Annotated in this window: 13 protein-coding genes; 12 read left to right on the top strand and 1 reads right to left on the bottom strand. The window is 77.1% G+C overall.

The features are described 5' to 3' along the window. Positions 1 to 367 precede the first annotated feature (367 nt). The 4 genes from IE106_RS13740 to IE106_RS13725 all read left to right on the top strand — a co-directional run bounded on the left by IE106_RS13740 (position 368) and on the right by IE106_RS13725 (position 2,668). Positions 368 to 1,012, top strand: a complete 645-nt coding sequence (locus tag IE106_RS13740; RefSeq protein WP_189533562.1) for a tryptophan 2,3-dioxygenase family protein — start codon at positions 368 to 370, stop codon at positions 1,010 to 1,012. 159 nt (positions 1,013 to 1,171) lie between these two features. Then, a complete protein-coding gene (locus IE106_RS13735; RefSeq protein WP_189533560.1) occupies positions 1,172 to 1,522 on the top strand; it encodes a PRC-barrel domain containing protein in 351 nt (116 codons plus the stop codon). Positions 1,523 to 1,556: 34 nt separating this feature from the next. Further along, entirely contained in the window at positions 1,557 to 1,706 is a 150-nt protein-coding gene (locus IE106_RS13730; RefSeq protein WP_189533558.1) for a hypothetical protein, read from the top strand. Between the two features lie 188 nt (positions 1,707 to 1,894). Beyond that, positions 1,895 to 2,668, top strand: a complete 774-nt coding sequence (locus IE106_RS13725) for an aminoglycoside phosphotransferase family protein (protein WP_189533556.1) — start codon at positions 1,895 to 1,897, stop codon at positions 2,666 to 2,668. A 752-nt stretch (positions 2,669 to 3,420) separates the two neighbouring features. Here the strand turns inward: IE106_RS13725 and IE106_RS13720 are convergent. Next, the gene (locus IE106_RS13720) at positions 3,421 to 3,624 is read right to left on the bottom strand and encodes an MbtH family protein (protein ID WP_189533554.1); all 204 of its coding nucleotides are present in this window, start codon (positions 3,622 to 3,624) and stop codon (positions 3,421 to 3,423) included. A gap of 193 nt (positions 3,625 to 3,817) precedes the next feature. Between IE106_RS13720 and IE106_RS13715 the strand changes: the two genes are divergently transcribed. The 8 genes from IE106_RS13715 to IE106_RS13680 all read left to right on the top strand — a co-directional run bounded on the left by IE106_RS13715 (position 3,818) and on the right by IE106_RS13680 (position 26,864). After that, on the top strand, positions 3,818 to 6,259 hold the full coding sequence (locus IE106_RS13715; protein WP_506004943.1) for a lantibiotic dehydratase family protein: 2,442 nt from the start codon (positions 3,818 to 3,820) through the stop codon (positions 6,257 to 6,259). Then, positions 6,259 to 7,761 (top strand): amino acid adenylation domain-containing protein, encoded by a 1,503-nt coding sequence (locus tag IE106_RS13710; RefSeq protein ID WP_189533552.1) that lies wholly within the window; start codon positions 6,259 to 6,261, stop codon positions 7,759 to 7,761. Before IE106_RS13715 ends, IE106_RS13710 begins: the two co-directional genes overlap by 1 nt. A gap of 20 nt (positions 7,762 to 7,781) precedes the next feature. Continuing rightward, complete coding sequence (locus IE106_RS13705; RefSeq protein WP_229840394.1) at positions 7,782 to 8,774, top strand: threonine ammonia-lyase; 993 nt, start codon at positions 7,782 to 7,784, stop codon at positions 8,772 to 8,774. Further along, the gene (locus IE106_RS13700) at positions 8,771 to 9,061 is read left to right on the top strand and encodes an acyl carrier protein (protein ID WP_189533548.1); all 291 of its coding nucleotides are present in this window, start codon (positions 8,771 to 8,773) and stop codon (positions 9,059 to 9,061) included. The genes IE106_RS13705 and IE106_RS13700 overlap by 4 nt, the downstream gene beginning before the upstream one ends. 5 nt (positions 9,062 to 9,066) lie before the next feature. Continuing rightward, on the top strand, positions 9,067 to 11,376 hold the full coding sequence (locus IE106_RS13695) for a lantibiotic dehydratase (protein WP_189533546.1): 2,310 nt from the start codon (positions 9,067 to 9,069) through the stop codon (positions 11,374 to 11,376). A gap of 345 nt (positions 11,377 to 11,721) precedes the next feature. Next, positions 11,722 to 18,075, top strand: a complete 6,354-nt coding sequence (locus IE106_RS13690) for a non-ribosomal peptide synthetase (RefSeq protein ID WP_189533544.1) — start codon at positions 11,722 to 11,724, stop codon at positions 18,073 to 18,075. Between the two features lie 132 nt (positions 18,076 to 18,207). After that, on the top strand, positions 18,208 to 25,527 hold the full coding sequence (locus IE106_RS13685) for a non-ribosomal peptide synthetase (protein WP_189533542.1): 7,320 nt from the start codon (positions 18,208 to 18,210) through the stop codon (positions 25,525 to 25,527). Next, positions 25,524 to 26,864, top strand: a complete 1,341-nt coding sequence (locus tag IE106_RS13680) for a cytochrome P450 (RefSeq protein ID WP_189533540.1) — start codon at positions 25,524 to 25,526, stop codon at positions 26,862 to 26,864. Before IE106_RS13685 ends, IE106_RS13680 begins: the two co-directional genes overlap by 4 nt. Positions 26,865 to 26,882 lie beyond the last annotated feature (18 nt).

The raw sequence follows: 26,882 nt of genomic DNA, 5'->3' as shown, positions 1-26,882 counted from the left end.
TGGGGGCGCGGCCGGGGCGCGCTGGACACGGGGTGCCCTCCCGGCTCCCCCCCCTGTGACCGCCCTCCGCCCGGGGCGCGCCGGTGCCAAGATCGAGTCGCCGCCGCCCGAGTGGGTGCCTAGCATGAAGTGCGGCCCCGCACGTCCCTGACCCGGGCCTTCCCCCAGCCGGCCGCCGAGACGCCGGAGGCGTCGTCCGCGGCTCGCGGCCCGCCGGGAGTGTCCGCCGGACGGTCCCATCGGTGCCTCCCCCGGTCCGCGGCGGACCGCCGGGCGGCTCGGGCGCCGGGTCCACGAACCGTCCCCCGTCCCCCGTCCCCCGTCCCCCGTGCCGGCGTGCCCTCCCCAGACCCCACGGAGGAGACACATGGGCAGTGAATACGGCCGCTACCTGCGACTCGACCGGCTGCTGGCCCTGCAGCAGCCGGTGACCGGCCCCGAAGCCGGGCGCAGGCACGACAGCGAGCACTTCTTCATCGTGGTGCACCAGGCCTCCGAACTGCTGCTGAAGCAGGTCCTGCTGGACGTGCACGCCGCGATCGGGGAGATGCGGGGAACGCGGGTCGACTGGCCGCTGGTGCGCGAGTACGTGGAACGGGCCGGCGCCCTGGTGGCGACGTTGAGGGACGTACTGCGCCTGTTCGAGCACCTTCCCGTGGACGAGTTCACCGCTTTCCGGCCGGGTCTGGGGAGCGCCAGCGCCGCCCAGTCGCACCAGTTCGCCTCCTTCCTCGCCCTGATGGGGATCGGTGAAGACCCCAGCCCGCTCACCGCCGCGCTGTGTTCCGCCGCGCAGCGGGAGGGCACCGGCTCGGAGGACTTCGCACGCGTGGTGCGCAGCCTGGGCGAACTGGCGTCGACCGTGGGGGAATGGCAGCGCGGGCACATCGGCGTCGCGGAGCGGTTCATCGCGGACGCGCCCGGGACCGGGGGGACGGCCGGTGTCGCCTGGCTGCGGCGGCGGCAGCGCCCGGCCCTCCCGGACCTGACCCGGTTCTCCCGCCCGCCCTGACCCGCCGGCCCTCCCGCGGCGCCGAGGACGTCCTGCGCGGCCCCGCGGCCCGGGCCCCGGGGGCCGCCCGCGGGCGCGCCGGGCAGGTATGGACACCGGCCCGCGGGGCAAGCGGGTGTCACACACCGGCCCCGCCCGGGGCGTAAGGAGGAGGGCGACGTGCACACGGACATCTGGGCCTGTCCCGAGGCGGCGAACTACACGCCCGGCACCGACCTGACCGGGTACAAGGTCGAGGCGACGGACGGCAGCGTCGGCAAGGTCGACAAGCACTCGGCCGAGGTCGGCGCGTGCTACCTCGTCGTGGACACCGGACCGTGGATCTTCGGCAGGCAGGTCCTCCTCCCCGCCGGGATCATCAGCTCCGTGGACGGCGAGCAGCGGACGGTCCACGTCTCCCGCACCAAGGAGGAGATCAAGGACGCTCCGGAGTACGTTCCGGACAGGCACGACCACGACGGCGGGCACCGCATGGAGTTCTCGGACTACTACCTGGCGTTCTTCCGCTGAGTGCCCGTCCCGCATCCCACGAGGAGGAGACCTCATGTCCGGTCTGATGAACCGACTCAAGGAGTTCGGCCGCAGCCCGCAGGGGCGGAAGCTGGCCGACCAGGCGCGGCGGGCCGCCGCCGACCCCCGCAAGCGGGAGCAGGCCCGCAGGCTGCTCGGCAAGCTGCGCAGCGGCCGCCACTGAGGCCACCGGCCCCCACCCCGTCACCCGCACGGACCACGGCGTCCGGGCGGGTGACGCCGTTTCCGGGGCCCGGCCCGTTCCCCGCGTCCGCGCGTCCGCTCCCGGGCGAGGCGCCGACGGCAGGCGCGGGGCGCCGTACGCGGGGAAATCCCGGTGCGGCCCCCGCGGGGATGCCCGAGGCTGGTCCGATGACCCGCGAACACGTCCTCCAGGAAGCGGCGCACCGCACCGTGGTGCGGGTGGGCGACACCGTGCGCAGACCGGTGCAGCCCTGGACGCCCGCCGTGCACGCCCTGCTGCGGCACCTCCAGGACGTCGGCTTCACGCGGGCGCCCCGGGTGCGGGGGGTGGACGGGCGGGGGCGGGAGGTGCTGGAGTACCTGCCCGGCGAGTCCGGTCCGGCGGGCTGGGCCAAGGTGGTGCCCGATGCCGGCCTCACCGCTTTCGCCCGGCTCCTGCGGGACTACCACCAGGCGGTCCGCGAGTTCCGGCCGCCGCCCGGCCTGCTCTGGTGCACCGGTGCGGGGACCGCGGACGAGGACGAGCCGGTCTGCCACGGGGACTTCGGGCCGTGGAACGTGGTCTGGAACGGCGGAGAGCCGACCGGGCTGCTCGACTTCGACTACGCGCGCCCGGCTCCCCCGCTGCACGACGTCGCCTACGCCCTGGAGTACGCGGCCCCGTTCAGGCCCGACACCGAGTGCGTGCGGTGGCTCGGGTACGCCGGCCCGCCCGACCGCCGCCGCCGGCTGGAGCTGTTCGCCGACGCGTACGGGCTCACGGACACCACCGGTCTGGTCGACGCGGTCATCGCCGTCCAGCTCACGACCCGCGACCTGGTGCGCTCCCTGGCCGCCCAGGGCCACCAGCCGCAGGCCGACCAGGTCCGCGCGGGCCTGCTCGACGCGCTGGCCCGGCGGGCCGCGTGGAGCAGGGCCCACCGCCACCTCTTCACCCGCTAGCGCTTCGTCAGGTCCGCCGCCCGCGGGGTCGCGAACGGCGCCCGGCCCCGCGCTTCCACGAGGCGTGCCGTCCCCCTGGCGGTCACGAACCCGGAAAGCGCCCGCCCGGATCGGCGGTACGGCGTACGCGCCGGTGACCGACCACCTCAAGGGACTCGGCACGGCGACCCCGCCGGCCGGCGGCTGCAGCGCCGGGAACCGGGACGCGACCAGGATCTACTCCCCGGCCGGCCGATCGAGCAGACCACCGTCAAGGACGACGGCAAGGTCTGGAAGGCCAAGTGGGAGACGAGGGGCAGCGCCCCGGGCACCGGGGTCGACGCCGACCACGAGCCCTGGAAGCTGATCGGCACCGTCGGCTGGCCCTTCCCGGCCACCCGGCCTGACGCTCCACGCCTTGATCGGATGACTGGAGAGTGCTTCCCACCCGCGACGACGGGACCTGTCCGGGGTCCTTCCGGCCGTACGGGAGGAAGCACTCTCCAGGTGAGCGGGCGCGTCGGGCCGTACCCGCGTGTCCGCGCCGGGGGTGGCGGCACCCGCGCTTTCCCCGACCGGCTCCCCGAGCCGGGGGTGAGGCGGTACGCGGCCTCGGGCGGCACCGTCGGGTGGACGGCGCGGACGAGCGGCCCGCCCCGTCCCGGCCGGCGCGGGAGGTCCCGGCGCGGCGCCCCGGAACGCACGGGCGCCCCGCACCCCACCAGGGGGCGCGGGGCGTCGCCGCGCGCGGCGGGCGGTCGTCCCGCCGGTGCTCAGCCGCCCGTCGACGCCAGGTGGCGGCGCAGGCTCAGCGGGCGCATGTCCGTCCAGACACGGCCGATGTGGTCCAGGCACTCCTGGCGCGACCCGGTCGTGCCCTCGGCGTGCCAGCCGGCGGGCAGCGGGCGGTCCGTCCTCCAGACGGAGTACTGCTCCTCGTCGTTGAGCACGACCCGGTACTCCTCGCTGTCGCTCATCTGCTCGGTCCTCCTCGGCTCGGTCGGTCGACGGACCCCAGCGTGGTGCCGGCGGCGGCCGGCCGACAGGGACAAACGCGCAGCAGCTCCGGCGGTGTGCGGTGCGGCTCCTTCCCTGGTGGGTGCGCGCGGCGGCGCGGCAGTGTCTGCGGGGCCACGAGCCACGTCCAGCCCCCTCGGAAGGAGTTCCGCCATGCCGGACATGCCGGAGACCGTTCACCTGCCCGTCGGGGGGTGGCGCCTGTGGGAACACTTCGCGCTGCGGGGGCCCGGCTTCCCGGCCGCCGGCGTACTGCGGCTGGCGCCGCCGGGCCTCGCCGAGGCGGCGGACAAGTTCACGCCGGGCGAGGAACCGGCCGGCCCCGAGTGGCGGGCGTTCACGGAGGACTTCGACGAGGGCGCCGTACGCACGGCGCGGCTGCTCCAGGAGATCGCCGCGAGCCCCCGGTTCCGGGCGGCGGTCGCCTGGCAGAACCCGGCCGTGCTGCGCACCGGGGTGGCGCCGTTCCTGGCGTGGACGCCGACGGCGGCCGGACGCACCAGCATGCCCCGGCAGCGCGAGGAACTGGTCGCCCACTACTGGCAGCGGTTCTGCGTGAAGAACGACACGATCGGCTTCTTCGGACCCGTCGGCTGGGGCCGCTGGGACCTCACCCGCGACGACGTGGCCGTCGACCCGGGCACCGGGTTCCTCGCGGACTCCCGGGTGTACTTCTCCAGCTGGGCGGTCGACGCGCTCGCCCGCACGCTCGACGCCGACCCGGCGCTGCGGGCGTGGGTGCCGCCGCGCCGCGTCCCGTTCGTCCGGGTCGAGGACGGCGCGGTGCGCGTGCCGGGCCGGCGGCCGCAGCCCGTCGCGGAACCCGACCGGGTGGTGCTGGGGCTGTGCGACGGGACGCGGACGGTCGCGCGGATCGCCGAGGCGGCGGGGGTGTCCGTCCGGGAGGCGGAGCGGTCCGTACGGGCGCTGGTGGCCGCGCGGTGGGTGCACTGGCGGCTGGAGGTCCCGGCCGGCACGTACCCGGAGCGCGAACTGCGGTCGGTCCTCGAACGGATCGGTGACCCGGCGGTCCGCGAGCCGGCCCTGGAGCGGCTGGCCGTGCTGGAGCGGGGCCGCGACGCGGTCCGGGCGGCCGGGACCGACGCCGAGGCCCTGACCTCGGCGCTCGGCGCGCTGGAGGCGGACTTCGCGGCGCTCACCGCCACCGAGGCGCAGCGCGCCAAGGGCGCGAGGACCGCGCCGTGCCGGGGGGTTGTGTACTCCGACTGCCGGCGGTCGGCGACCGCCGTGCTCGGCAGGTCCCTGCTCGGCGAACTCACCCCGCTCGCCCTGTGCCTGACGGCGGCCCGGTGGATGACGAACCGGGTCGCCGAGCGGATCCGGGAGCGGCTGCGCCCCCTGTACGAGCGGCTCGCCGCGGACGGGGGCCGGGTGGACCTGGCGTCCCTGTGGCTGGCGTGCCTGCCGTCGCCGCACCCGAAGGCGGAGGAGGACGTCGCCGCCGTGCAGGCGGAGCTGCGGGCGAAGTGGGCCCGGATCCTGGACGTGCCGGAGGGGGCGCGCCGGGTGCGGCTGTCGTCGGACGCCGTCGCCGGGCGGGTCCGGGCCGAGTTCGACGAGCCGGGCTCGGGCTGGTCGCTGGCCCGGTACTTCAGCCCGGACGTGCTCGTCCTCGCCGAGGACGCGGACGCGGTGGCCCGCGGCGACTTCGAACTGCTGCTGGGCGAGATGCACTGCGCGCTGAACACGATGGGCGCGTCCCTCTTCGTCCACCAGCACCCCGACCGCGCGGCCCTCGTCGCCGAGACCTCCCGCGACTTCCCCGCGCCCCGGCTGCTGCCCATGCTGCCCAAGGAGCTGCCGCTCAAGTGGTCCACCCGCAGCAGGCCCTCGCTGGAGCGGCCCGAGGACTACCACGTGGCGCTGGTGGACCACACCGGTGACCCGTTCCGGCAGCGCACGGTGCTCGCCGCCGACGTGGCGGTGGAGGACCGGGGCGGCGCGCTGGTCGCGGTCCTGCCGGACGGCGCCGTGTTCGACCTGCTCGACGTGTACGCCAACACGCTCACCCAGCGGGTGATGGACCGCTTCACGCTGCGGCCCGAGGGCGACCACACGCCGCGCGTCACCCTGGACCGGATGGTCGTGGCGCGCGAGACCTGGACGCTGCCGGTGGCGGACATGGGCTTCCGCGACGAGAAGTCGGAGGCGAGGCGGTTCGTGCGGGCCCGCGCCTGGGCGCGGGAACGGGACCTCCCGCGGTTCGTGTTCGTCGTGTCGCCGACCGAACCGCGCCCGTTCTACGTGGACTTCGACAGCCCCGTCTACGTCAACGTCTTCGCCAAGGCCGTGCGCCGGCTCGCCCGCCAGGACGCCGGGGCGCGGCTGGTGGTCAGCGAGATGCTGCCCACCCCCGAACAGGCGTGGCTGACGGACGACGAGGGCCGTGCGTACACCTCCGAGCTGCGGTTCGTCGCGGTCGACCAGACGGCCGTCGAGCGGACGGCGGACGAGCGGACGGCGGGTGCCCTGACGGCGGACGGCCCGGCAGTCGGCCCGGTGGACGGCCCGGGAGCCTTCGCGGGTGCGGTCGCGGGAGCCGTCGCGGGCGGCCGTGCGGAAGGAGCCGTGTGATGCGGACCTTCGTCGACGAGATCGCCGCGCACGCCGCGCGCGAACCGGGCCGGATCGCGGTGACGACCCCGGCCGGCGAACTGACCTACGCCGAACTGACCGCCCGCGTCGACGCCCTGGCCGGCGTGCTCGCCGCCCGGGGCGCCCGCGCCGAGACCGTGTGCGCGGTGGCCGTGGCGCGCGGCGTGGACGCGGTGATCGCCGTGGCCGCGGCCGTACGGTGCGGGGCGGCGTTCCTCACCCTCGACGTGGAGCAGCCGCCCCGGCGGCTGGCCGCGCTCGTCCGCAGCGGCGGCGCGGACCTGCTGGTCACCACCACGGCCCTCGCCGGCCGCCTCCGGCTGCCGGTGCCCGGCCGGCCCGTGCTCCTGGACCGGCCGGAGGCCGGCGCGGGCGGGACGGCGCCGGCGGGGCCGCCGGACGGGCGGGCCCTGGCCTACGTCAGCCACACCTCCGGTTCGACCGGCGAGCCGAGCCCCGTCCTGGTGGAGCACCGCGGGCTCGACTCCTACCTGCGGTTCGTCGCCCGGGACTTCGGCCTGGGCCCCGGGACGGTGGCGCTCCAGGTGGCGCCGCTCGGGTACGACGCGTCGGTGCGGGACACGTTCGCGCCGCTGCTCGCGGGCGGGCGGCTGGTCGTGGTGGACCGGTCCGCGGTCCTGCGGCCCGAGGAGTTCGGCGCGGCCGTACGGGACCACGGGGTGAACGCGCTGCTGAGCGTGACGCCGTCGTTCCTGGCGTTCCTGGCGGGCCGGCCGGACGGGGCGGGACTGCTGAACGGGGTGCGGCTGGTGGTGAGCAGCGGGGAGTCGCTGCGCCCGTTCCTGGCCGCGGGAGGCCGGTCGCTGGTCGGGGGCCGCCTCGTCAACCAGTACGGGCCGACGGAGTGCACGATGACCTCGACCCGGTACGAGGTGCCGGCCGATCCGGCGACCGGCTCCGACGTCGTCGGGACCCCGATCGACGGGGTGGTCGTCCGCCTGCTCGACGAGGACCTGCGGCCCGTGCCGGAGGGCGCGACGGGCGAGGTGTGCATCGGCGGGAACGGGGTCGCCCGCGGGTACCGGGGGCTCCCCGCCCGGACGGCGGAGTGCTTCGTGCCGGACCCGTCGGGGCCGCCGGGGTCCCGGCTGTACCGGACCGGCGACCTGGCCAGGAGCGGTCCCGGCGGGCTGCACCTGCTGGGGCGGCGTGACCGGCAGGTGAAGATCCGCGGCCACCGGGTCGACCCCGCCGAGGTCGAGGGCGCGCTGCTGGCGCACCCCGGCGTGACCGGGGCGGTCGTCACCCCCGCCGAGGACGGCCGAGGGAGGGTGTTCCTCGTCGCGCACGTCACCGGCGACCTGGGGGGCACGGACGACGGCGCGCTGCGCGCGCACCTCGCGGCGACCCTGCCGCCGCACCTGATGCCGCGCCGGTTCGTCCGGCTGGCCGAACTGCCCACGACGCGGAGCGGCAAGGCCGACCGGCGGGCCCTCGCGGACGCGGCGGGCCGGTCGTGAGGGCCGTGGGCGGCGGGCCGGTGCCCGCCGACGTGGAGCACGCGGCCGGCCGCATCGCCCCGTACGTCCGGCGCACCCCGCTGCTCCCGGGGCTGCCGGCCCCGGGGCGGCGGCGCAGCGGCTGGGGGCTGCTGCTGAAGGCCGAACACCTCCAGCACAGCGGGTCGTTCAAGCTGCGCGGGGCCGCCAACGCGGTGCTGGCGCTGGGGGCCCGCGGCATCGTCACCGGTTCCTCGGGCAACCACGGGATCGCCCTGGCGCGGCTGGCCGCGCCGACGGGGGTGCGGGTGACCGTGGTGCTGGCCGCCGGGACCAGCCCGGCCAAGGCCGCCCGCATCCACGCCCTGGGCGGGCGGACGGTGAGCGTGCGGGGCGGTGTCGCGGAACGCGAGGAGCGGGCCCGGGAGCTGGCCGAGGAGACCGGCGCGGTCCTCGTGCCGTCCTCGGACCACGAACTCGTCGTCGCGGGACAGGGCACGGTGGCCCGCGAGATCCTCGCCGACGTCCCCGACGTGCGGACCCTGTACGTGCCGGTCGGCGGCGGCGGGCTGCTGGCCGGGGCGTGCCTGGCCGCCCGCGACCACCCGGTGCGGATCGTGGGCGTCGAACCGGAGGCCGCGCCCCGCTACGCCCGGTCCCTGGCCGCGGGCCGGCCGCTGCGGCTGCCGCCCTGCGACACCGTCGCGGACGGGCTGCGGGCGCAGGCGCCCGGGGAGGTGCCGTTCGCCGTGGTCCGGGGCCGGGTCGACGACCTGGTCGCCGTGTCCGACGCCGAGATCCTCACCGCCACCGACCGGCTGCGCCGCCTGGGCGTCGAGGCGGAGCCCAGCGGCGCCGTCGCCCTCGCCGGGGCGCTGCGCGCGGGGCCCCGCCGCGAACGCGCCGTCGCCGTCGTCTCCGGCGGCAACACCCTGGCGGCCCTCACCGCCCGGACCGTCCCGGACGGCCCGACCCATCCGACCGCACCGACCGCACCGACCCGCGCGTGTCCCGAACTGGAGGAGACCCGATGAGCGAGACCACCACCACCCTGACCACCACCACCCCGACCACCGCCCCGGCGACCGTCGCCGCCACCACCGCGCTGCTCGTCGGCGTCTACCGGGACGCCCTGGGGGTGCCGGACCTGGACGAGCAGGGCGACTTCTACGAGAACGGCGGGGACTCGCTGACCGCGTTCCAGGTGACCGCACGGCTGCAGGACGCCCTGGGCGTCGAGGTGCCGGTGTCACTGGTCTTCGCGTACCCCACGCCGGCGGACCTCGCCGACGTCGTCCACACCGACCTCCTCCAGGGGTGAGGGCCGTGGGGGACGGGAGCGGGGTGCGGCTGCCCGGCGGACGCTGGCGGCTGTGGGAGCAGTTCGCCCTGCGGGGGCCCGGCTTCCCGGCCGCCGGGGTGCTGCGACTGGCCCCGCGGGGTCTGGCGGAGGCGGCCGACAAGTTCGTACGGGAGGACGCGCCGGACGGGGAGCCGGGCGGCCCGGAGTGGGCCGGCTTCGCCGGGCTGTTCGCCGAGGCGGCGGTGGAGACCGCGCACGACCTCCAGGACATCGCGCGGACGCCCGCGTTCCGGGAGGCCGTGGCGTGGCAGAACCGCCCGGTGCTCTCCTCGGGGGTGGCGCCGTTCCTGGCGTGGACGCCGACGGCGGCCGGACGCACCAGTATGCCCCGGCAGCGCGAGGAACTGGTCGCCCACTACTGGCAGCGGTTCTGCGTGAAGAACGACACGATCGGCTTCTTCGGACCCGTCGGCTGGGGCCGCTGGGACCTCGGTGAGGCCGGTGTCGGGGTGGACCCCGGCGAGGGCCTCCTCGCCTCGACGGAGGTGTACTTCGCCGGGTGGGCCGTCGACGCCCTCGCCGCGCGGATCGACGCCGACCCCGCGCTGCGGGAGTGGGTGGCGCCCCGCCGGGTGCCGTTCGTCCGGGTCTCGGGCCCCGAGGTGACCGTGCCGGGCCGTCCGGCGCGGTCCCTCGCCCCGGAGGAGGCCGCGGTGCTCGGCCTGTGCGACGGGGTGCGGCCCGCGCGGGACATCGGCGCCGCGCTGCCCGGCGTGGACGTGCCGGCCGTCCTCGCGGGCCTGGTGGCCCGCCGCTGGGTGGTGTGGAAGCTGGAGGTGCCGGCCGGCGCGCACCCGGAGCGGTCGCTGCGGGCCTGGCTCGAACGGGTCGGGGACGCACCGGCGCGACGGCGGTGGCTGGACGTGCTCGACGCGCTGGAGCGCGGCCGCGACCGCGTGCGGGCGGCCGCCGGAGCCGACGGGGTGACGGCCGCCCTGGCCGAACTGGAGGGGGAGTTCGCGGCGCTCACGGAGACGGCCGCCGTGCGGGAGAAGGCGGCCGGGACGGCGCCGTGCCGGGCGGTGGTGTACGCCGACTGCCGGCGCGCGGCCACGGTCCGCGCGGGCCGGGCCGTACACGGGGCGCTGGCGCCGCTGCGGCCGCTGCTCACCAGCGCGCGGTGGCTCACCGCGCACCTCGCCGAGGCGGTGGCGGCCGAGGCGCGGACGGTGTACGCGCGGCTGGCCGCCGAAGGGCCGGTGGACCTGGCGTCGTTCTGGTTCGCGTGCATGCCGGTCCTGCACGGCACGGCGCGGGCGCGGGCGGACGCGCTCCAGCGGGAGTTCCGCGACCGGTGGGCCTCCGTCCTGGCCGTGCCGCCCGGCGCCCGCCGCGTCCACAGGTCGCTGGACGACGTCGCGGGGCCGGTGGAGGAACGGTTCGGCGTCGCGCCGGGCACCGGCGCGGGCTGGACCGCGGCCCGCTACGCCAGTCCGGACGTCATGGTCGCGGCGACCGGCGCGGACGCCGTGGAGCGGGGCGACTTCCAGCTGGTGCTGGGCGAACTGCACCTGGCGGCCAACACGCTGGGCGCCTCCCTCTTCGTCCACCAGCACCCCGACCCCGGGGAGCTGGTGCGGCTCACCGACCGCGACCACCCCCGCCCCCGGCTGATGCCGCTGCTGCCGAAGGAGCACCGGTCGCGGCTGTCCGCCCGCACCCGGCACGCCCTGGTCCGCCCGGACGACTACCACGTGGCGCTGGTGGACCTGACCAGCGGTGCCGGCCGGCCCCGCACCGTGCTCAGCGCGGACGTGTCGGTGACCGAGCGGGACGGGGAGCTGGTGGTGGTCCTGCCGGACGGAGCCGAGTTCCCCGCCGTGGACGTGTTCGCCCACGTGCTGACCACGCTGGCGATGGACCTCTTCCAGGTCCTGCCGGAGGAGGAGCACACGCCGCGCGTGACGGTGGACCGCCTCGTGGTGGCGCGGGAGACCTGGCGGCTGCCGGGGCCCGACCTGGACTTCGCGCAGGAGAAGGACGAGGCGCGGCGGTTCGTACGGGCCCGCCGGTGGCGCGCGCGGCGCGGGCTGCCCCGGTTCGTCTTCGTGGTGCTGCCGACCGAACCGAGGCCGTTCTACGTGGACTTCGACAGCCCCGTCTACGTCAACATCCTCGCCAAGGCGGTGCGCAGGATGGCCCGGCGGGAGCCGGACGGCCGGGTGGTCGTCACGGAGATGCTGCCGACGCCCGAACAGGCGTGGCTCGTCGACGACCTGGGGCGGGCGTACACGTCCGAGCTGCGGTTCGTGGCGGTCGAGGAGGAGGAGTAGGGGTCCGTGCGTCCGCGCGGACGGCGGTGCGCCCGGCCGGGTCCCGGCGGGGCGCACCGCCGTCCGCGTGTCCGGGCCGGCGACGTGCGGGGCGTCGGGGCCGGCGGCGTGCGGGGTGTCGGGGCCGGTGGTGGGGGACGCGCCGGCGGGACGGGGCGTCGGGCCGACGACGTACGGGGCGTCCGGGCCGGTGGTGGAGGACGCGTGCTGCCGGGGCCGGGCGCCGGGGTGGTTCGCCGGGGCCGCGGGGGGGCGGGCTTCTGCGTGTGCGGCTGCGTCTTCTTCCCTACTGGGCCCGTGCCGCAGCCGGGAGGGTGGAGGAAACCCACCGCTTGGAGGCCCGCAGTGAAGGTTGGCGCAGCTGTTCGCACCGTATCGTCCGCACAGCGGAGGCTGTGGTTCCTGGACCAGCTCACCCGGGGTTCCGCCGACTCCCTGCTCCCCCTGGTGCTCCGGATCCGCGGCGCCCTCGACGTACCCGCCCTGGAGCGGGCGCTGGCGGGCGTCGTGGCCCGCCACGAGGTGCTGCGGACCCGGTTTGCCGCCGTGGGCGGGGAGCCCGTCCCGCAGGTCGACCCGCCGGGCGGCTTCACCCTCGGGCGGGTCGAGGTCGGCGGCGCCGACGAGCTGTTCGCCCAGGAGCTGACCCGTCCGCTCGACCTGACGGAGGAGCCGCCGCTGCGGGCCGTGCTCGCCCGGACCGGACCGGACGAGCACCTGCTGCTGGTCGTGGTCCACCACATCGCGGTGGACGGCTGGTCCTGGGACATCCTGCTGCGCGAGCTGTCCGCCGGGTACCGGGGCGAGGAGGTGGCGGCCCCGCCGCTGCAGTACGCGGACTTCGCGCGGGCCCGGTCGGAGCGCCTGGACGGGCCGCGCACGGAGCGCCTGCTGGGGTACTGGCGCGACCGGCTGGCCGGGGTGACCCCGCTGGAGCTGCCCACGGACCGCCCCCGCCCGCGGTTCTGGGACGGCGCGGGCGACGTGGTGCGCTTCGACCTGCCGGCCGCCCTGGTGGCCGGGGCGGACCGGCTGGCCCGCACGCACCGGGCCACGCGGTACATGGTGCTGCTCGCCGTGTACCAGGCGCTGCTGGGGCGGTACTCCGGCCGGTCGGACATCGCCGTGTGCACCACCCTCGCCGACCGGGGCGACCCCCGGGTGGCGGACGTGATCGGGCCGTTCGTCAACACGATCGTGCTGCGCACCGACCTGTCCGGCGACCCGTCGTTCGCGGAGCTGCTGGGCCGGGTCCGTGCGGGGGCACTGCGGGACCTCTCGCACGCCGAGGCGCCGTTCGACCGGGTCGTGCAGGCCGTGGGCGGGGCGCGCGACCTGTCGCGCCACCCGCTGGCGCAGGCGTCGTTCACGCTGCTCACCGCGCAGCGGCCGCCCGCGCTGGGCGGGCTGGACGTGGAGCTGGTCGCCCCGCCGCTGCGGGGCACGCCGCTGGACGTCTTCCTGGACCTGGGGGCGCGGGCGGACGGGACGGTCGCGGCGCGGCTCCAGTACTCCACGGCCCTGTTCGACGCCGGGACGATGCGCCGCTTCCGCGACGGGTACGCGGAGCTGCTGCGCGCCGTGGTGGCGGCGCCGGACGCGCCGCTGAGCGAGGCCGCGGGCCGCCTGGAGCCGCTCACCGGCCCCGGACGGGCGGCCCCCGGGGCGTCCGTGCCCGGGCCGCCCGGGACGGTGGCGGCCCCGGCCCCGGTGGTCGCGGCCGGGCGGGCGGCACCGTCCGAAGCGGCACCGTCCGAGGCGGTCGGGCGGGAGGCGCCCTTCGCCGTGGCGGGGGACGCCGGGGCGGTGGCCCTGGTGTGCGGGGACGAGTCGGTCCGGTACGGCGAACTGGACGCCCTCACCGGCGGGATGGCCGCCGCGCTCGCCGGGGACGGGGTGCGGCCCGGCGACCGCGTCGGGGTGCTGGTGCGGCGGGGTGTCGGGGCGGTCGCCGCGATGGCCGGCGTGTGGCGGGCGGGCGGGGCGTACGTACCGCTCGATCCCCGGCTGCCCGAGGAGCGGCTGCGGTTCATGGTGGCCGAGGCCGGGGTGCGGTGCGTCGTGGCCGACGCGTCGACCGCGGGCGCGGCGGCCGCGCTGGGCGTGCCGGTGCGGCCCGTGGAGTCCGTGCGGCCCGCCCCCGGGGCGCCGCGCCACGTCCCGTCCCCCGGGGAGCTGGCGTACGTCGTCTTCACCTCGGGCTCCACGGGCCGGCCCAAGGCCGTGGGCGTCGAGCACCGGGCGCTGTCCGCCCACGTCGCCGCCGTCCGCGAGGCCTTCGGCATCACCGCCGACGACCGGGTGCTGGCCTTCTCGTCCTTCTCCTTCGACGCCTCCTTCGACCAGCTGCTGCCCGCCCTGTCCCGGGGGGCGACGGTGGTGATCCGCCCCGACGAGCAGTGGCACCCGGCGCGGCTCGTCGAGGAGGTCCGCCGGCACGGGCTGACCGTGGTCAACCTGCCGCCCACCTACTGGGCCGAGTGGGCGCGGACGCTCACCGGGAACGCGGCCGCCGCCCTGGCCCCGCTGCGGCTGCTGGTCCTCGGCGGCGAGGCCGTCCCGCCCGGCCCGCTCGCCGCCTGGCGGGCCCGCGTCCCGCACGTGCGGGTGTGCAACGCGTACGGGCCGACGGAGACGACCGTCACGGCCACCGCGTACGACGTGCCGCCCGGCGCGGACACCCCCGACCGGGTCCCGATCGGCAGGCCCCTCGGCGGGCGCCGGGCCCACGTGGTGGACGACCGGGGCGAACCGGTGGCCCCCGGCGGGACGGGCGAGCTCCTCCTGGGCGGGCCCGAGCTGGCCCGCGGCTACCTCGGGCGGCCCGCGCTCACCGCGGAGCGGTTCGTACCCGACCCCTTCGGCGGTGCGGGCGGCCGGCTCTACCGGACCGGCGACCTGGTGCGGCTGCGCCCGGACGGGGAGCTGGAGTTCCTGGGGCGCGCCGACGACCAGGTGAAGGTGCGGGGCTTCCGGGTGGAGCTCGGCGAGGTCGAGGCCGCCCTGCGGGAGTGCCCGGGGGTGGTGGCGGCCGCCGTCGCGGCCCGGCCCGACGCGAGCGGGGCACTGGGCCTGGCCGGGTACGTGGTGGCGGAACCGCGGGACGCGGTCGGGCCGGCCGCGCTGCGGGCGTGGTGCGCGGGGAGGCTGCCGGAGCACGCGGTGCCGTCGGACTTCGCGGTGCTGGACGCGCTGCCGGTGAACGCCTCCGGCAAGCTCGACCGGGCGGCCCTGCCCGCCGTGGGCGGGGACCGGTCGGCGGGCGGCGCGGCGTACACGGCGCCGCGCGACACGACCGAGCGGGTGGTCGCGGAGATCTGGGCCGAGGTGCTGGGCGTGGAGCGCGTCGGCATCGACGACGGGTTCTTCGACCTGGGCGGGCACTCGTTGCTCGCGACGATGGCGGTGTCCAGGATCGCGGAGCGGCTGGGCCGCGAGGTGGAGCTGCGCACGCTGTTCGAGAACCCGAGCATCCGGGAGTTCGGCCCGCTGGTCGGCGCGGCGCGGCGGGCGGCGGCGGGCGGCGGGGTGGTGCCGGTGGACCGGTCGGGGCCGCTGCCGATGTCGTTCGCGCAGGAACGCATGTGGTTCCTGGACCGGATGTCGGACCGGGGCGAGGAGTACGTGCTCTGGTACTCCTGGCGGGTGCGCGGCGGGCTCGACCGCGCGGCCTGGCAGGGCGCCCTGGACGACGTGGTGGCGCGGCACGAGGTGCTGCGGACGGCCCTGGTCGAGGTGGACGGGCGGCCCGCGCAGCGGGTGCGCGGCGCGGTGGCGGTGCCGCTGGAGTGGTACGCGGTCGCGGCGGGCGGGGACGGCGGGGACGGGCTGCCGGACCTGGTGCGGGAGCGTGCCGCCGCCTTCGCGACCCGCCGGTTCGACCTCGCCGCGCCTCCGCTGCTGCGTTCGGGCGTGTGGGAGCTGGCCCCCGACGACCACGTCGCGGTCCTCGCCTTCCACCACGCGGCCACGGACGGCTGGTCCAAGGACGTGCTGCTCGGGGAGCTGACCGCCTGCTACACGGCGCGGCTCGCCGGGGAGCGGGCGGCGCTGCCCGAACTCCCGGTGCAGTACGGGGACTTCGCGGTGTGGCAGCGCGGCGCCGCGCAGGACGGCGCGTCGGACGGGCGGCTGGGCTACTGGGAGTCGGCGCTGTCCGGGCTGGCGCCGCTGGAGCTGCCGACGGACCGGCCGCGGCCCGCCGTGTGGTCGGGGCGGGGGGCGGCGGTCGAGGTGGACCTGGCGCCGTCCCTGCTGGCGGGGGTCGACGAGCTGGCCCGCCGGCACGGGGCGACCCGGTTCATGGTGCTGCTGGCCGTGGTGCAGGTGGTGCTGTCCCGCTGGTCGGGGCAGCACGACGTGGCGGTGGGCACCCCGGTGGCGGGGCGCGGCCAGCTGGAACTGGAGCGGCTGGTCGGGCTGTTCGTCAACACGGTGGTGCTCCGGGGCGACCTGTCGGGCGACCCGGCCTTCGGGGAGTTCCTCGGCCGGGTCCGCGAGACCGTGCTGGGCGCCTTCGACCACCAGGACGTGCCGTTCGAGCGGCTGGTGGAGCGGTTGCGGCCGGAGCGCGACGCGTCCCGCAACCCGCTGTTCCAGGTCATGTTCGACGTGCAGGAGAGCCCGGTCGGGGGGGTGCGCGCCGAGGGCCTGGACGTGGAGCCGTTCACGCTGCCGTGGCGGTCGGCGAAGTTCGACCTGACGGCGACGTTCCTGCTGTATCCCGACCGGTTCGCGCTGAACGTCGAGTACGCGTCGGACCTGTTCGACGCGGCCACGGCCACCCGCTTCGCCGGCCACGTGGGCCGCGTGCTGGAGTCCGCGCTCGCCGGCCCGGACCGGGCGGTGGGGCGGCTGGGGATGCTGTCCGACGAGGAGTACGCGGAGCTGGCCGGCCCGGTGGACGCGGCCCGCGCGACGGTGGCGCGGGTGGCTCCGTACGCGGTGGCGGGCGAGCCGGGGGCGGTCGCCCTGGTGTGCGGGGACGAGAGCCTGACGTACGGCGGGCTCGACTCCCTGGCCGGCGGCCTGGCCGGGGCGCTCGCCGCGGCCGGGGTGGGGCCGGAGACGGCGGTGGGCGTGTGCCTGGGTCGCGGGCTGTGGTCCGTCGTCGCCATGGCCGCGATCTGGCGGGCGGGCGGGGTGTACGTACCGCTCGACCCCCGGCTCCCCGAGGAGCGGCTGCGGTACATGGTCGACCGCGCCGGGGTGCGGCACGTCGTCACCGACGGCGCCACGGCCCCGCTGGCCGCCGGGCTGGGCGCGCCGCTCCTGACCGTGGAGTCGGTCCGCCCGGACCCGGACGGGCCCCGGCACGCGCCGTCGCCGCGCGAACTGGCGTGCACCATCTTCACCTCGGGGTCCACGGGCCGGCCCAAGGCGGTCGGCGTCGAGCACCACGCCCTGGCGGCGCACGCGCTGACCGCGCGGGAGCGGTTCGGGATCACCGCCGGGGACCGGGTGATGAACTTCGCGTCGTTCTCCTTCGACGCGTCGCTGGAGCAGGTCCTGCCCGCCCTGGGCGCCGGCGCGGCGGTGGTGATCCGCCCGGACGAGGTGTGGACGGTGGAGGAGCTGGCCGAGCGGGTCCGCGCCGAGCGGGTCACCGTCATGGAGGTGACGCCGTCGTACTGGGAGGAGATCGCCGCCCGGCTCGACACGGTCGCGGACGACCTCGCGGGGCTGCGGCTGGTCGTCACCGGCGGTGAGACGCTGCCGTCGGCGCCGCTGGCCCGGTGGTTCGCGCACCTGCCGCACGTACCGGTCCAGAACACGTACGGCCCGACCGAGTCGGTCATCTCGGCGACGTCCCGGCTGGTCACCGGACCGGTCGAGGGACGCGTGCCGATCGGCACCACCTGGGGGGAGCGCCGCGCGTACGTGGTGGACCCGCGGGGCGAGCTGGTGCCGGTGGGCGTGCCGGGCGAACTCCTCGTCGGCGGGCCCGAGCTGGCCCGCGGCTACCTCGGGCAGCCCGCGCTCACCGCGGACCGGTTCGTACCCGACCCCTTCGGCGGTGCGGGCGGCCGGCTCTACCGGACCGGCGACGTCGTGCGGCGCCTGCCGGACGGGGAGCTGGACTTCCTCGGCCGGACCGACCACCAGGTGAAGATCCGGGGCTTCCGCATCGAACCGGGCGAGGTCGAGGCCGTCCTCGAGTCGCACCCCGGTGTGCACGCCGCCGCCGTCCTCGTCCGCGAGGTACGCGGCGACCGGGCCCTGGTCGGGTACGCCGCCGGGCGGGGCCTGGACGCCGGGAAGCTCGCCGAGTGGTGCCGCGCCCACCTGCCCGGCTACATGGTGCCGGCCGCGTTCGTCCTGCTCGACGCGCTGCCGCGGACCGTGCAGGGCAAGCTCGACACCGCCGCCCTGCCCGACCCCGAACCGCCCGCGACGGCCGGGGCGGTGGCCCCGCGCACGCCGACCGAGGTGGTGACGGCCCAGGTCTGGGCCGAGGTGCTGGGCCTGACCCGGGTCGGGGTGCACGACGACTTCTTCGCCCTGGGCGGGCACTCGCTGCGCGCCGTCGCCGTCGCGTCCCGGCTGCGGGCCGCGTTCGACTGCCCGGTCCGGGTGCGCGACCTGTTCGAACACCCGACGGTCGAGCGGCTGGCCGTCGAGGTGGAGCGGCGCCTCGTCGAGCAGATCTCGGCGATGAGCGAGGACGAGATCGACCTGTCGCTGACGGCGGACCTCTGACGCCCCCGCCCCGGCGGCGGGCCACCCGCCGCCGGGGCGGGCCCCGCGCCTCCGCCGAGCCCCCGGCACGCGCCCCGGGCGCTGCCCCCTGACTGCTGACCACCGAACTCTCCGACGGGACGGAAACCCCTCATGACCACTGCACAGGCCGAACCCGCCACCACCCCCGCCGCCGGCCTCTCCCCCGCCGCGCGCCGCCTGCTGGAGCGCCGGCTGCGCGGCCGCGCCGGCGCGGCTCCGGCCGGGATACCCCGCCTCGACCCGCGTCCGGAGCGCGTCCCGCTGTCGGCGGCGCAGCAGCGCCTGTACTTCCTGCACCGCCTCGACCCGGACGGCGTCGAGTACCTGATGCCCGCGGCCTGGCGGTTCACCGGCCCGCTGGACACGGCCGCGCTCGACGGGGCGGTCCGCGACCTGGTCCGGCGCCACGAGCAGCTGCGGGTCGTCTTCACCGAGGAGGAGGGCGTCCCCGCGCAGCGCGTCCTCGACGCGGAACCCGCCGGCCTGGACGTGGTGGAGCTGCCCGCGAAGGTGCGGGAGGGGGGCGCCGACGCGCTCGCCGCCGCCGTCCGGGAGGTGGCGGCACAGCCCTTCGACCTCGCCTCCGAGCCCGGGTTCCGGGCCGTGCTGCTGCGGGTCGCGGACGACGACCACGTCCTGGTGCTCGCCCTGCACCACATCGTGGCGGACGGCTGGTCCCTCGACGTCCTGCTGCGCGACCTCACCGCGTTCCACCGGGCCAGGACCGAGGGCACGGACGCCGGCCTGCCCGTCCTGCCGATCGACTACACGGACTACGCGGTGTGGCAGCGCGGCGCCGACCACGGCGCCGACCTGGCCTACTGGCGGACCGCGCTCGCCGGCATGACCCCGCTGGAGCTGCCCACCGACCACCCCCGGCCCGCCGAGCGGTCCTACGCCGGCGCCCTGCACACCGTGGAGCTCCCCGCAGCGCTGACGGCCCGGCTGCGGGCGCTCGGCGAACGCGCCGACACGACCCCGTACATGACGCTGATGTCGGCGTTCCAGGCGGCGCTCGCGTTCCACAGCGGGCAGGACGACATCGCGATCGGCACCGTCGTCGCCAACCGGGAGCGGCCGGAGACGGAGCAGCTGACCGGGTTCTTCGTGAACACCCTGGTGGTGCGCACCGACCTGTCGGGCGACCCGACCTCCGACGAGCTGCTGGGCCGCACCCGCGAGAGCGTGCTGGGCGCGCTGTCGCACCAGGGCCTGCCCTTCGAGAAGGTCGTGGACGAGCTGAGCCCCGAGCGGGACCTGAGCCGCAACCCGCTGTTCCAGGTGCTGTTCACGCACACCCCCGCCCCGTCCGGCGCGTTCCGGCTCGGGGGTGTCGCGGGGGCGGCGTTCCCGGTCGACCTGACCACCGCGAAGTTCGACCTCACCCTGGACGTCCTGGAGGGCGAGGACCGGATCGCGCTGCGGTTCGTGTACCGCCCCGACCTGTTCACCGAGGAGTCGGTGTCCCGGTTCGCGGCGCACACCGTGGCGGTCCTGCGGGCCTTCGTCCGGGTGCCCAGCGTGCCGCTCAGCGAGATGGCGCTGCTCACCGACGAGGAGATCGGCGAGCTGCTGGGCCCGGACGGCCCCGCGAACCGGCCCGCATCGCCGGAGCCGGGGGCGCGGGAGGCCGCCGCGCCGCGCACCGTCCTGGAGCGGTTCGCCGAGCACGCGCGCCGCGCGCCCGGCGCGGTCGCCGTCTCGGGGGGCGGCCGCAGCCTGACGTACGCGGAACTGGACGCCGCCTCGCGGTCGCTGGCCCGCCGGCTGCGGGCGGCGGGCGCGGGGCCCGAGCAGCTGGTCGGGGTCTGCGCCGGGCGCGGTCCCGACCTGGCCGTGGCGCTGCTCGGCGTGTGGCGGGCGGGGGCGGCGTACCTGCCGCTGGACCCGTCGCACCCGCGGGCGCGGCGGGAGTTCACGGTCACCGACGCGGGCGTGTCCCTGGTGGTCGCGGACGGCGCGGGCCGCGCGGCGGTGGAGGGCCTGCCGGTGGAGGTGGTGGCCCTGGAGGACACCGGCGCGGCCCGGGACGGTACGGCCGGGGAGGGTGCGGCCGGGGCCGGGGACGGGGCCGGGGTGGAGGGCGCGCCGGACGCGGACCGTCTCGCGTACGTCATCCACACCTCCGGTTCGACGGGCCGGCCCAAGGGCGTGGAGCTCACCCACGGCAACCTCGCCTGGTTGCTGGACGCCGCCGACCGGCACTTCTCCTTCGGCGCGGACGACGTGTGGACGCTGGTGCACTCCCCCGCGTTCGACTTCTCCGTCTGGGAGCTGTGGGGGCCGCTGACCTCCGGCGGGCGGGTGGTGGTGCTCACCGACGAGGAGGTCCGCGACCCGGCGGCGGTGCTGCGGGTGCTGCGCGAGGAGCGGGTGACGGTGCTGAACCAGACGCCCGCCGCGTTCAAGGGGCTGCGGGCCCACATGGCGCAGTGCGGCGCGGTCTTCGCCGACCTGGCGCTGCGCACGGTGGTCTTCGGCGGGGACGCCTTCGACGCGCGCGACTACCGCGACTGGTTCGCCGTCCCGGAGGGCGAGCGGCCGGCACTGGTCAACATGTACGGCATCACCGAGACGACCGTGCACGTCACGTACCGGCCGATCACCGAGGCGGACACGAGGTCCCCGGTCAGCTCGCCGATCGGGCGGCCGCTGGCCGGGCAGCACGGCTACGTGCTCGACCGGTTCGGGCGGCTGGTGCCGCGCGGCACGGTCGGCGAGCTGTACGTGGCCGGCGGCGGTGTGGCGCGCGGCTACCGCAACCGCCCGGAGCTGTCCGCCGAGCGCTTCCCCGCCGACCCGTTCGGCCCCGGCGGGACCCGCATGTACCGCACGGGCGACCTGGTGAGGGTGCTGCCCGACGGCCAGCTCGCCTACGTGGGGCGGGCCGACCACCAGGTGAAGGTGCGGGGCTTCCGGATCGAACCGGGCGAGATCGAGGCGGCCCTGCGCGCCCTGCCCGGGGTGGCGGACGCCGCCGTGGTGGCCCGCACCGACCCGCAGGGCGGTGCCCGGCTCGTCGCCCACGTCGTGCTGACCGAGGGCCGGCCGCTGGACGCGGCGGACCTGCGGGACCGGCTGCGCCTGACCCTGCCGTCGTACATGGTGCCCGCGCTGTTCGTGCGGCACGACCGGCTGCCGCTCACCGCGAACGGCAAGGTCGACCGGGCCGCGCTGCGGGCGGTGGCGGGTGACGCGGCCGCCGCGCCCGCCGGGCACGTGCCGCCGCGGGGCGCGGCGGAGGAGGCGCTCGCCCGGGTGTGGGCGGAGGTGCTGGGCGTGGAACGGGTCGGCCGCACGGCGAACTTCTTCGACCTGGGCGGCGACTCGATCCTCGCGCTGCGGGTGATCGGCCTCGCCCGGTCGGCCGGACTCGCGCTGACCGTGCCGGACCTGTTCCGCGCGCCCACGCTGGGTGACCTGGCGCGGCGGGCGACCGCGGCCGACGGGGCGGCGCCCCCGGCGGTGGAGCCGTTCTCGCAGCTCGACCCGGCGGACCGGGCCCGGCTCCCGGAGGGGCTGGAGGACGCGTACCCGCTGACGATGCTCCAGGCGGGCATGCTGCACGAGATGCTCGCCGACGAGCGGCGCGGCGCGTACCACAACGTCACCGACCTCAAGATCACGATGCCGGAGGGCTTCGACCCGGCGGCGTTCCAGGCAGCGGTGGACGCGGTGGTGCGCGAGCACGGCATTCTGCGGACCTCGGTCGACCTGGTGTCGTTCTCCGAGCCGCTGCAGCTGGTGCACCGCGCCGCCGCGCTCCCGGTCGGCCACACGGACCTGCGGGGCCTGACCCGCGAGGAGCAGCGCGCGGCCCTGCGGCGCCACGTGGACGAGGAGTTCGGCCGGCGGTTCGACCTGGCGGCGGCGCCGCTGGTCCGGATCCACCTGCACCGCCTCACCGACCACGAGCTGCGGCTCACGCTCACGGACTGCCACGTCGTCCTGGACGGCTGGAGCCTCACGTCCCTCATCGCCGACCTGCTCGACCTGCACCGCCGGGCGGTGGCGCACGGCCGGGCGCCGCGGCTGCCCGCCGCGCCCCGGTTCGCCGAGTACGTGGCGCTGGAGCGCGCGGCGCTGCGCGACGAGGAGGGCCTGGAGTACTGGCGTACGGCGCTGGACTCGCTGGACCCGGTCCGGTTCACGCGGCGCGGCGCGCAGGACGCCGGCGACGGGGGCGCGGGGGAGGTGTACGAGACGAAGCGCTCGTACGCGGGGCTCGCCGGGCCCGTCGGGCGGCTCGCCCGGCAGGCGGGGGTGCCCCGGCGCACCGTGCTCCTGACCGCCTTCCACCATCTGATGAGCCTGTTCGCCGAGCGGGACGGCGCGGCGGGGCACGCGATCGGCCTGGTCACCAACGGCCGGCCGGAGCTGCCGGGCGCGGACCGGATGCGCGGGCTGTTCCTCAACACCGTGCCGTTCGGGGTGCGGCGCCCGGAGGGCAGCTGGCTGGAGTACGTGCGGGAGGTGTTCGCGGCGGAGCGGGAGATGCTGCCGCACCGGAGGGTGCCGCTGGCGCGGCTGGGGCGGATGCGGCCGGGCGAGCCGAGTCCCGTGCAGGCGGTGTTCAACTTCGTCAACTTCCACCGGCTGTCCGGCGACACGTGGGACGAGTCGATGGAGATCGCCCGAACCATGTTCCCGCTGCTGGTCAACGCGAGCGTGGACGGCTTCCAGCTCGACGCGGACCCCGCGTACGTGTCCCCCGCGACCGCGGACCAGCTCGCGGACCTGCTGTGCGGGGTGCTGGAGACCATGGTGGCCGCGCCGGACGCCCCCGTCTCCCGGCCCGCGCTGCGCGGCGCGGCGCGCGAGCGGGCGCTGGGCGAGTGGGCGCGCGGCCCCGTCGTGCCCGGTGAGGGGCTGATGTTCCACGAGTGCGTGGCCGGCCACGCCGCGCGGACCCCGGACGCGGTCGCCGTCGCGCACGGCGGGCAGGAGGTCACGTACGCCGCGCTGGACGGCGACGCCGAGCGGTTGGCGGCGCGGCTGCGGGCGCTCGGCACGGGCCCGGAGACGGTCGTCGGCATCTGCGCGGACCGCGGCCCGGACATGCTGCGGGCGGTGCTGGGCGTCCTCAAGGCGGGCGGGGCGTTCCTGCCGCTGGACCCGCAGCACCCCACCGAGCGGCTCGGTTTCACGGCGCGGGACAGCGGCATGCGGGTGCTGCTCACCCAGGCGCCGCTGGACGGCGCGGTGCCGTTCGACGGCCCGGTGCTGCTCCTGGACGACCCGGCGACGTGGACCGGGCCCGAGGCGGCCGCGCCGGCACCGGCGCCGTCCGTGGGCCCCGACGGCGCGGCGTACGTCATCTACACGTCCGGCTCGACGGGCACGCCCAAGGGCGCGGTGATCCCGCACCGCGGCCTGACCAACATGCTGGAGGGCCAGCGCGACCTGGTGGCGCCCACCCCGGCCGACCGGGTGCTGCAGTTCGCCTCGTTCAGCTTCGACGCGTCGATCCTGGAGATGACCTGGGCGCTGGCGAACGGCGGCCGCCTGTGCACCGCCCCGCGGGAGGCCCTGCGGCCCGGCCCCGACCTGGCGGCCACGCTGCGGGAGCACGGGATCACCGGCGCGATGCTGCCGCCGAGCGCGCTGGCGGTGCTCGGCGAGGACCGCTTCCCCGACCTGCGGGTGCTCCAGGTCGCCGGCGAGGCCTGCCCGGCGGAGCTGGCCAGGACGTGGTCGCGCGGCCGGCGGTTCCACAACGTGTACGGGCTGACCGAGACCTCCTCGTGGTCGGTCGCCGCCCGCCTCACCCCGGACTGCCGGCGCGCGCCCGTCGGCCGGCCGATCCGCAACACCCGGATCCACGTCCTCGACGACGGCCTCCAGCCGGTCCCGGTCGGTGTGCCCGGCGAGATCCACCTGGGCGGGCACGCCGTCGGCCGGGGCTACCTCGGCCGCCCGGAGCTGACCGCGGCGACGTTCGTCCCCGACCCGTACGGCGCCCCCGGCGACCGGCTGTGCCGCACCGGCGACATCGGCGTCCAGCGGCCCGACGGCCAGGTGGAGTGGCTGGGCCGGCGGGACGGCCAGGTCAAGCTGCGCGGGTTCCGCATCGAGCTGGGCGAGGTCGAGCACGCCCTGCGGGAGCTGCCCGAGGTGCGGCAGGCGGTGGTCCTGCTCCGCCGCGACCTGCCGGGGGGCGAACCGGCCCTGGTCGCCTACGTGGTGCCCCGCGAGGGCAGCGGGGCGGGCGAGGAGGAGCTGCGGCAGGGGCTGCGGGCGCGGGTGCCCGCGTACATGGTGCCGGCGTTCTTCGTCGTCCTCGGCTCCCTGCCGGTCAACACCAGCGGCAAGATCGACAAGCGGGCGCTCCCGCTGCCGTCCGCCGGGCGGGGCCGGGGCGGCGCCCCGTACGTCGCTCCCCGCACCCCCGCCGAGCTGGTGCTCGCCGAGGTGTGGCGCGGTGTCCTCGGCGTCGACGAGGTCGGGGTGCACGACGACTTCTTCCGGCTGGGCGGCAGCTCCCTGTCCACCGTCCGGGTGGCGGCGCAGGCGACGGCGCGCGGCCTGCGGGTGACCGTGCGGGACCTCATCGAGGCTCCGACGATCGCCCGGCTGGCGTCCCGGGCCGGGGCGGCGGCCGCGGCGGAGGTCCGGTCGGAGGTCCTGCTGCGCGACGGGGAGGGCGCGCCCCTGTGGTGCGTGCACCCGACCGGCGGCAGCGCCGCGTGGTACGTGCCGCTCGCCCGCGAACTGCCGCCGGGGCGGCCCGTGCGGGCGTTCCAGGCGCGCGGCCTGCTGGGCGGGGTGGACCCGACGACGGTGGCCGGGATCGCCGCCAACTACGTCGCCGAGATCACCGCGCACGGCGGGCGGGGGCCGCACGACCTGCTGGGCTGGTCCATGGGCGCCAACCTGGCGCTGGAGATGGCGACGCAGCTGTACGAGTCCGGGCACACGGTGGAACCGCTGGTGCTGATCGAGCCGTACCTGCCCAACCCGGTGGCGGCCGGGCGGCTCGCGGGCGTGGGCCGCGACATGGTGACGGCGCTGGGCCTGCGCGACCGGATCCGCGCGCTCGCCCCGTCGCCGGAGCGGGAGGCCGCGGTGGCGGAGCTGACCGCGCTGCTGCTGGGCGCGGGGATGAGCCCGAGCGAGGCGGCGCTGGTGGAGAACGCGCCGATCGAGGTGTGGCACTCGCTGCTGGTCGCGCTGGCCGGCTACCGGGTGCGTCCGTACCCCGGCCACGTCCACCTCGTGGTGGGCAGTACGGCGGCCGGGCTGCCGGAGGACGAGCCGATGCCCGGTCTGGACGTCGGATACCGGACCTACGTCGCACGGTGGCGCGAGCTGGCCCTGGGCGGGGTGACGGTCCATGTCACGGAGGGGGACCACATGTCGATGATGTCGGGGCGGCTGATGCCCACCACCGCCGCGGTGCTGGCGGGGATCGGGACGGGGGTCGTCCGATGACCGCGCCCACCACCACGGCGCCGGACGTGGCGGCCACCGGGACCCCGGACACGCCGACGGCCGCCGCCACGGCCGTGGCGGCCCCCACGGCGACGCGCCCCGCCGGGACCCCGGTGACGGGCTTCACCGAGCAGTACCTGCTCTCGCCGGCGGTGAACGCCGACCCGTACGGCTACCTCGACGCGCTGCGCGACCACGACCCCGTGTACTGGAGCGCGATGCACCGGGCGTGGCTGGTCACCGGCCACGACCACCTGGTGCGGTGCCTGCGCGACCCCGCCGTCTCGGCGGACCGGGTGCGTCCGCTGATGGACGCCGTGCCGGAGGGCGCCCGCGACGACGCGGAGCGGGCGTTCGGGATCCTGTCCCGCTGGATGGTGTTCAACGACCCGCCGGAGCACCGGCGCCTGCGCCAGGTGTTCCAGGACCAGTTCGCCGCCCGGGCGATCAACCGCTACCGCGGGTTCGTCGAACGCGCCACGCGGGCGATGGCCGACCGGCGGGCCGCGCCCGGCCGGGTCGGCGACCTGGTCGCGGACCTCGCCCGTCCGCTGCCGGCCCTGGTGTTCGCCCGCTGGCTGGGCGTGCCGCAGGCGCAGGCCCCGTCCTTCTGGTACTGGAACGCCCGGGTGGGCGACCTGGTGCTCGGCGCCGCCCAGGAGGAACGCGAGTACCGCACCTCCCTCCAGTCGCTGGTCAACCTGGAGGACTACCTCGCCGACCTGGTGCGGCAGCGCCGGGCGGAGCCGAAGGACGACCTGATCAGCGCCGTGCTGGCGGGCGGCCGCGTCGGGACGTCCGTCAGCGAGGAGGAGTTCGTCGGGATGCTGACGCAGATGGCCTTCGCCGGCGGCGAGACGACGAGCAACCTCGTCGCCAACACGCTGCTCGCGCTGCTGAGCCGGCCGGAGCAGCTGGCGGCGGTCCGCGAGGACCCGGCGGCGCTCGTGCCGGCGGCGGTGGAGGAGACGATGCGCTTCGACGGGCCGTCGAAGATGTCGATCCGGATCGCGGCGGGCGACCTCGACCTGGACGGCCGGGCGGTACGGGCCGGGGACCGGCTGTTCCTGGTCACGGCGGCCGCCAACCGGGACCCGGACCGCTTCCCCCACCCCGGCCGGTTCGACGTCCGGCGCGGCGACGGCGGGCCGCTGCACCTGGGCTTCGGGTTCGGCGCGCACTTCTGCGTCGGCGCGGCGCTCGCCCGGCTGGTCGCCGTCAGCGCGGTCGACGTGCTCGTACGGGAGCGTCCCGGTCTGGAGCTGGTCGACGAACCCCTGTCCTGGCAGCCGTCGCTGCTCAACCGCGCGCTGACGGCCCTGCCCGTCCGCTACTGACCATCCGCCGCCCGAACG

The organism is Streptomyces roseolilacinus (genome assembly GCF_014649335.1).
Taxonomy (GTDB): domain Bacteria; phylum Actinomycetota; class Actinomycetes; order Streptomycetales; family Streptomycetaceae; genus Streptomyces; species Streptomyces roseolilacinus.
The sequence above is the reverse complement of the archived record's forward strand: the minus strand, read 5'-3'. Positions and strand labels throughout refer to the sequence as shown.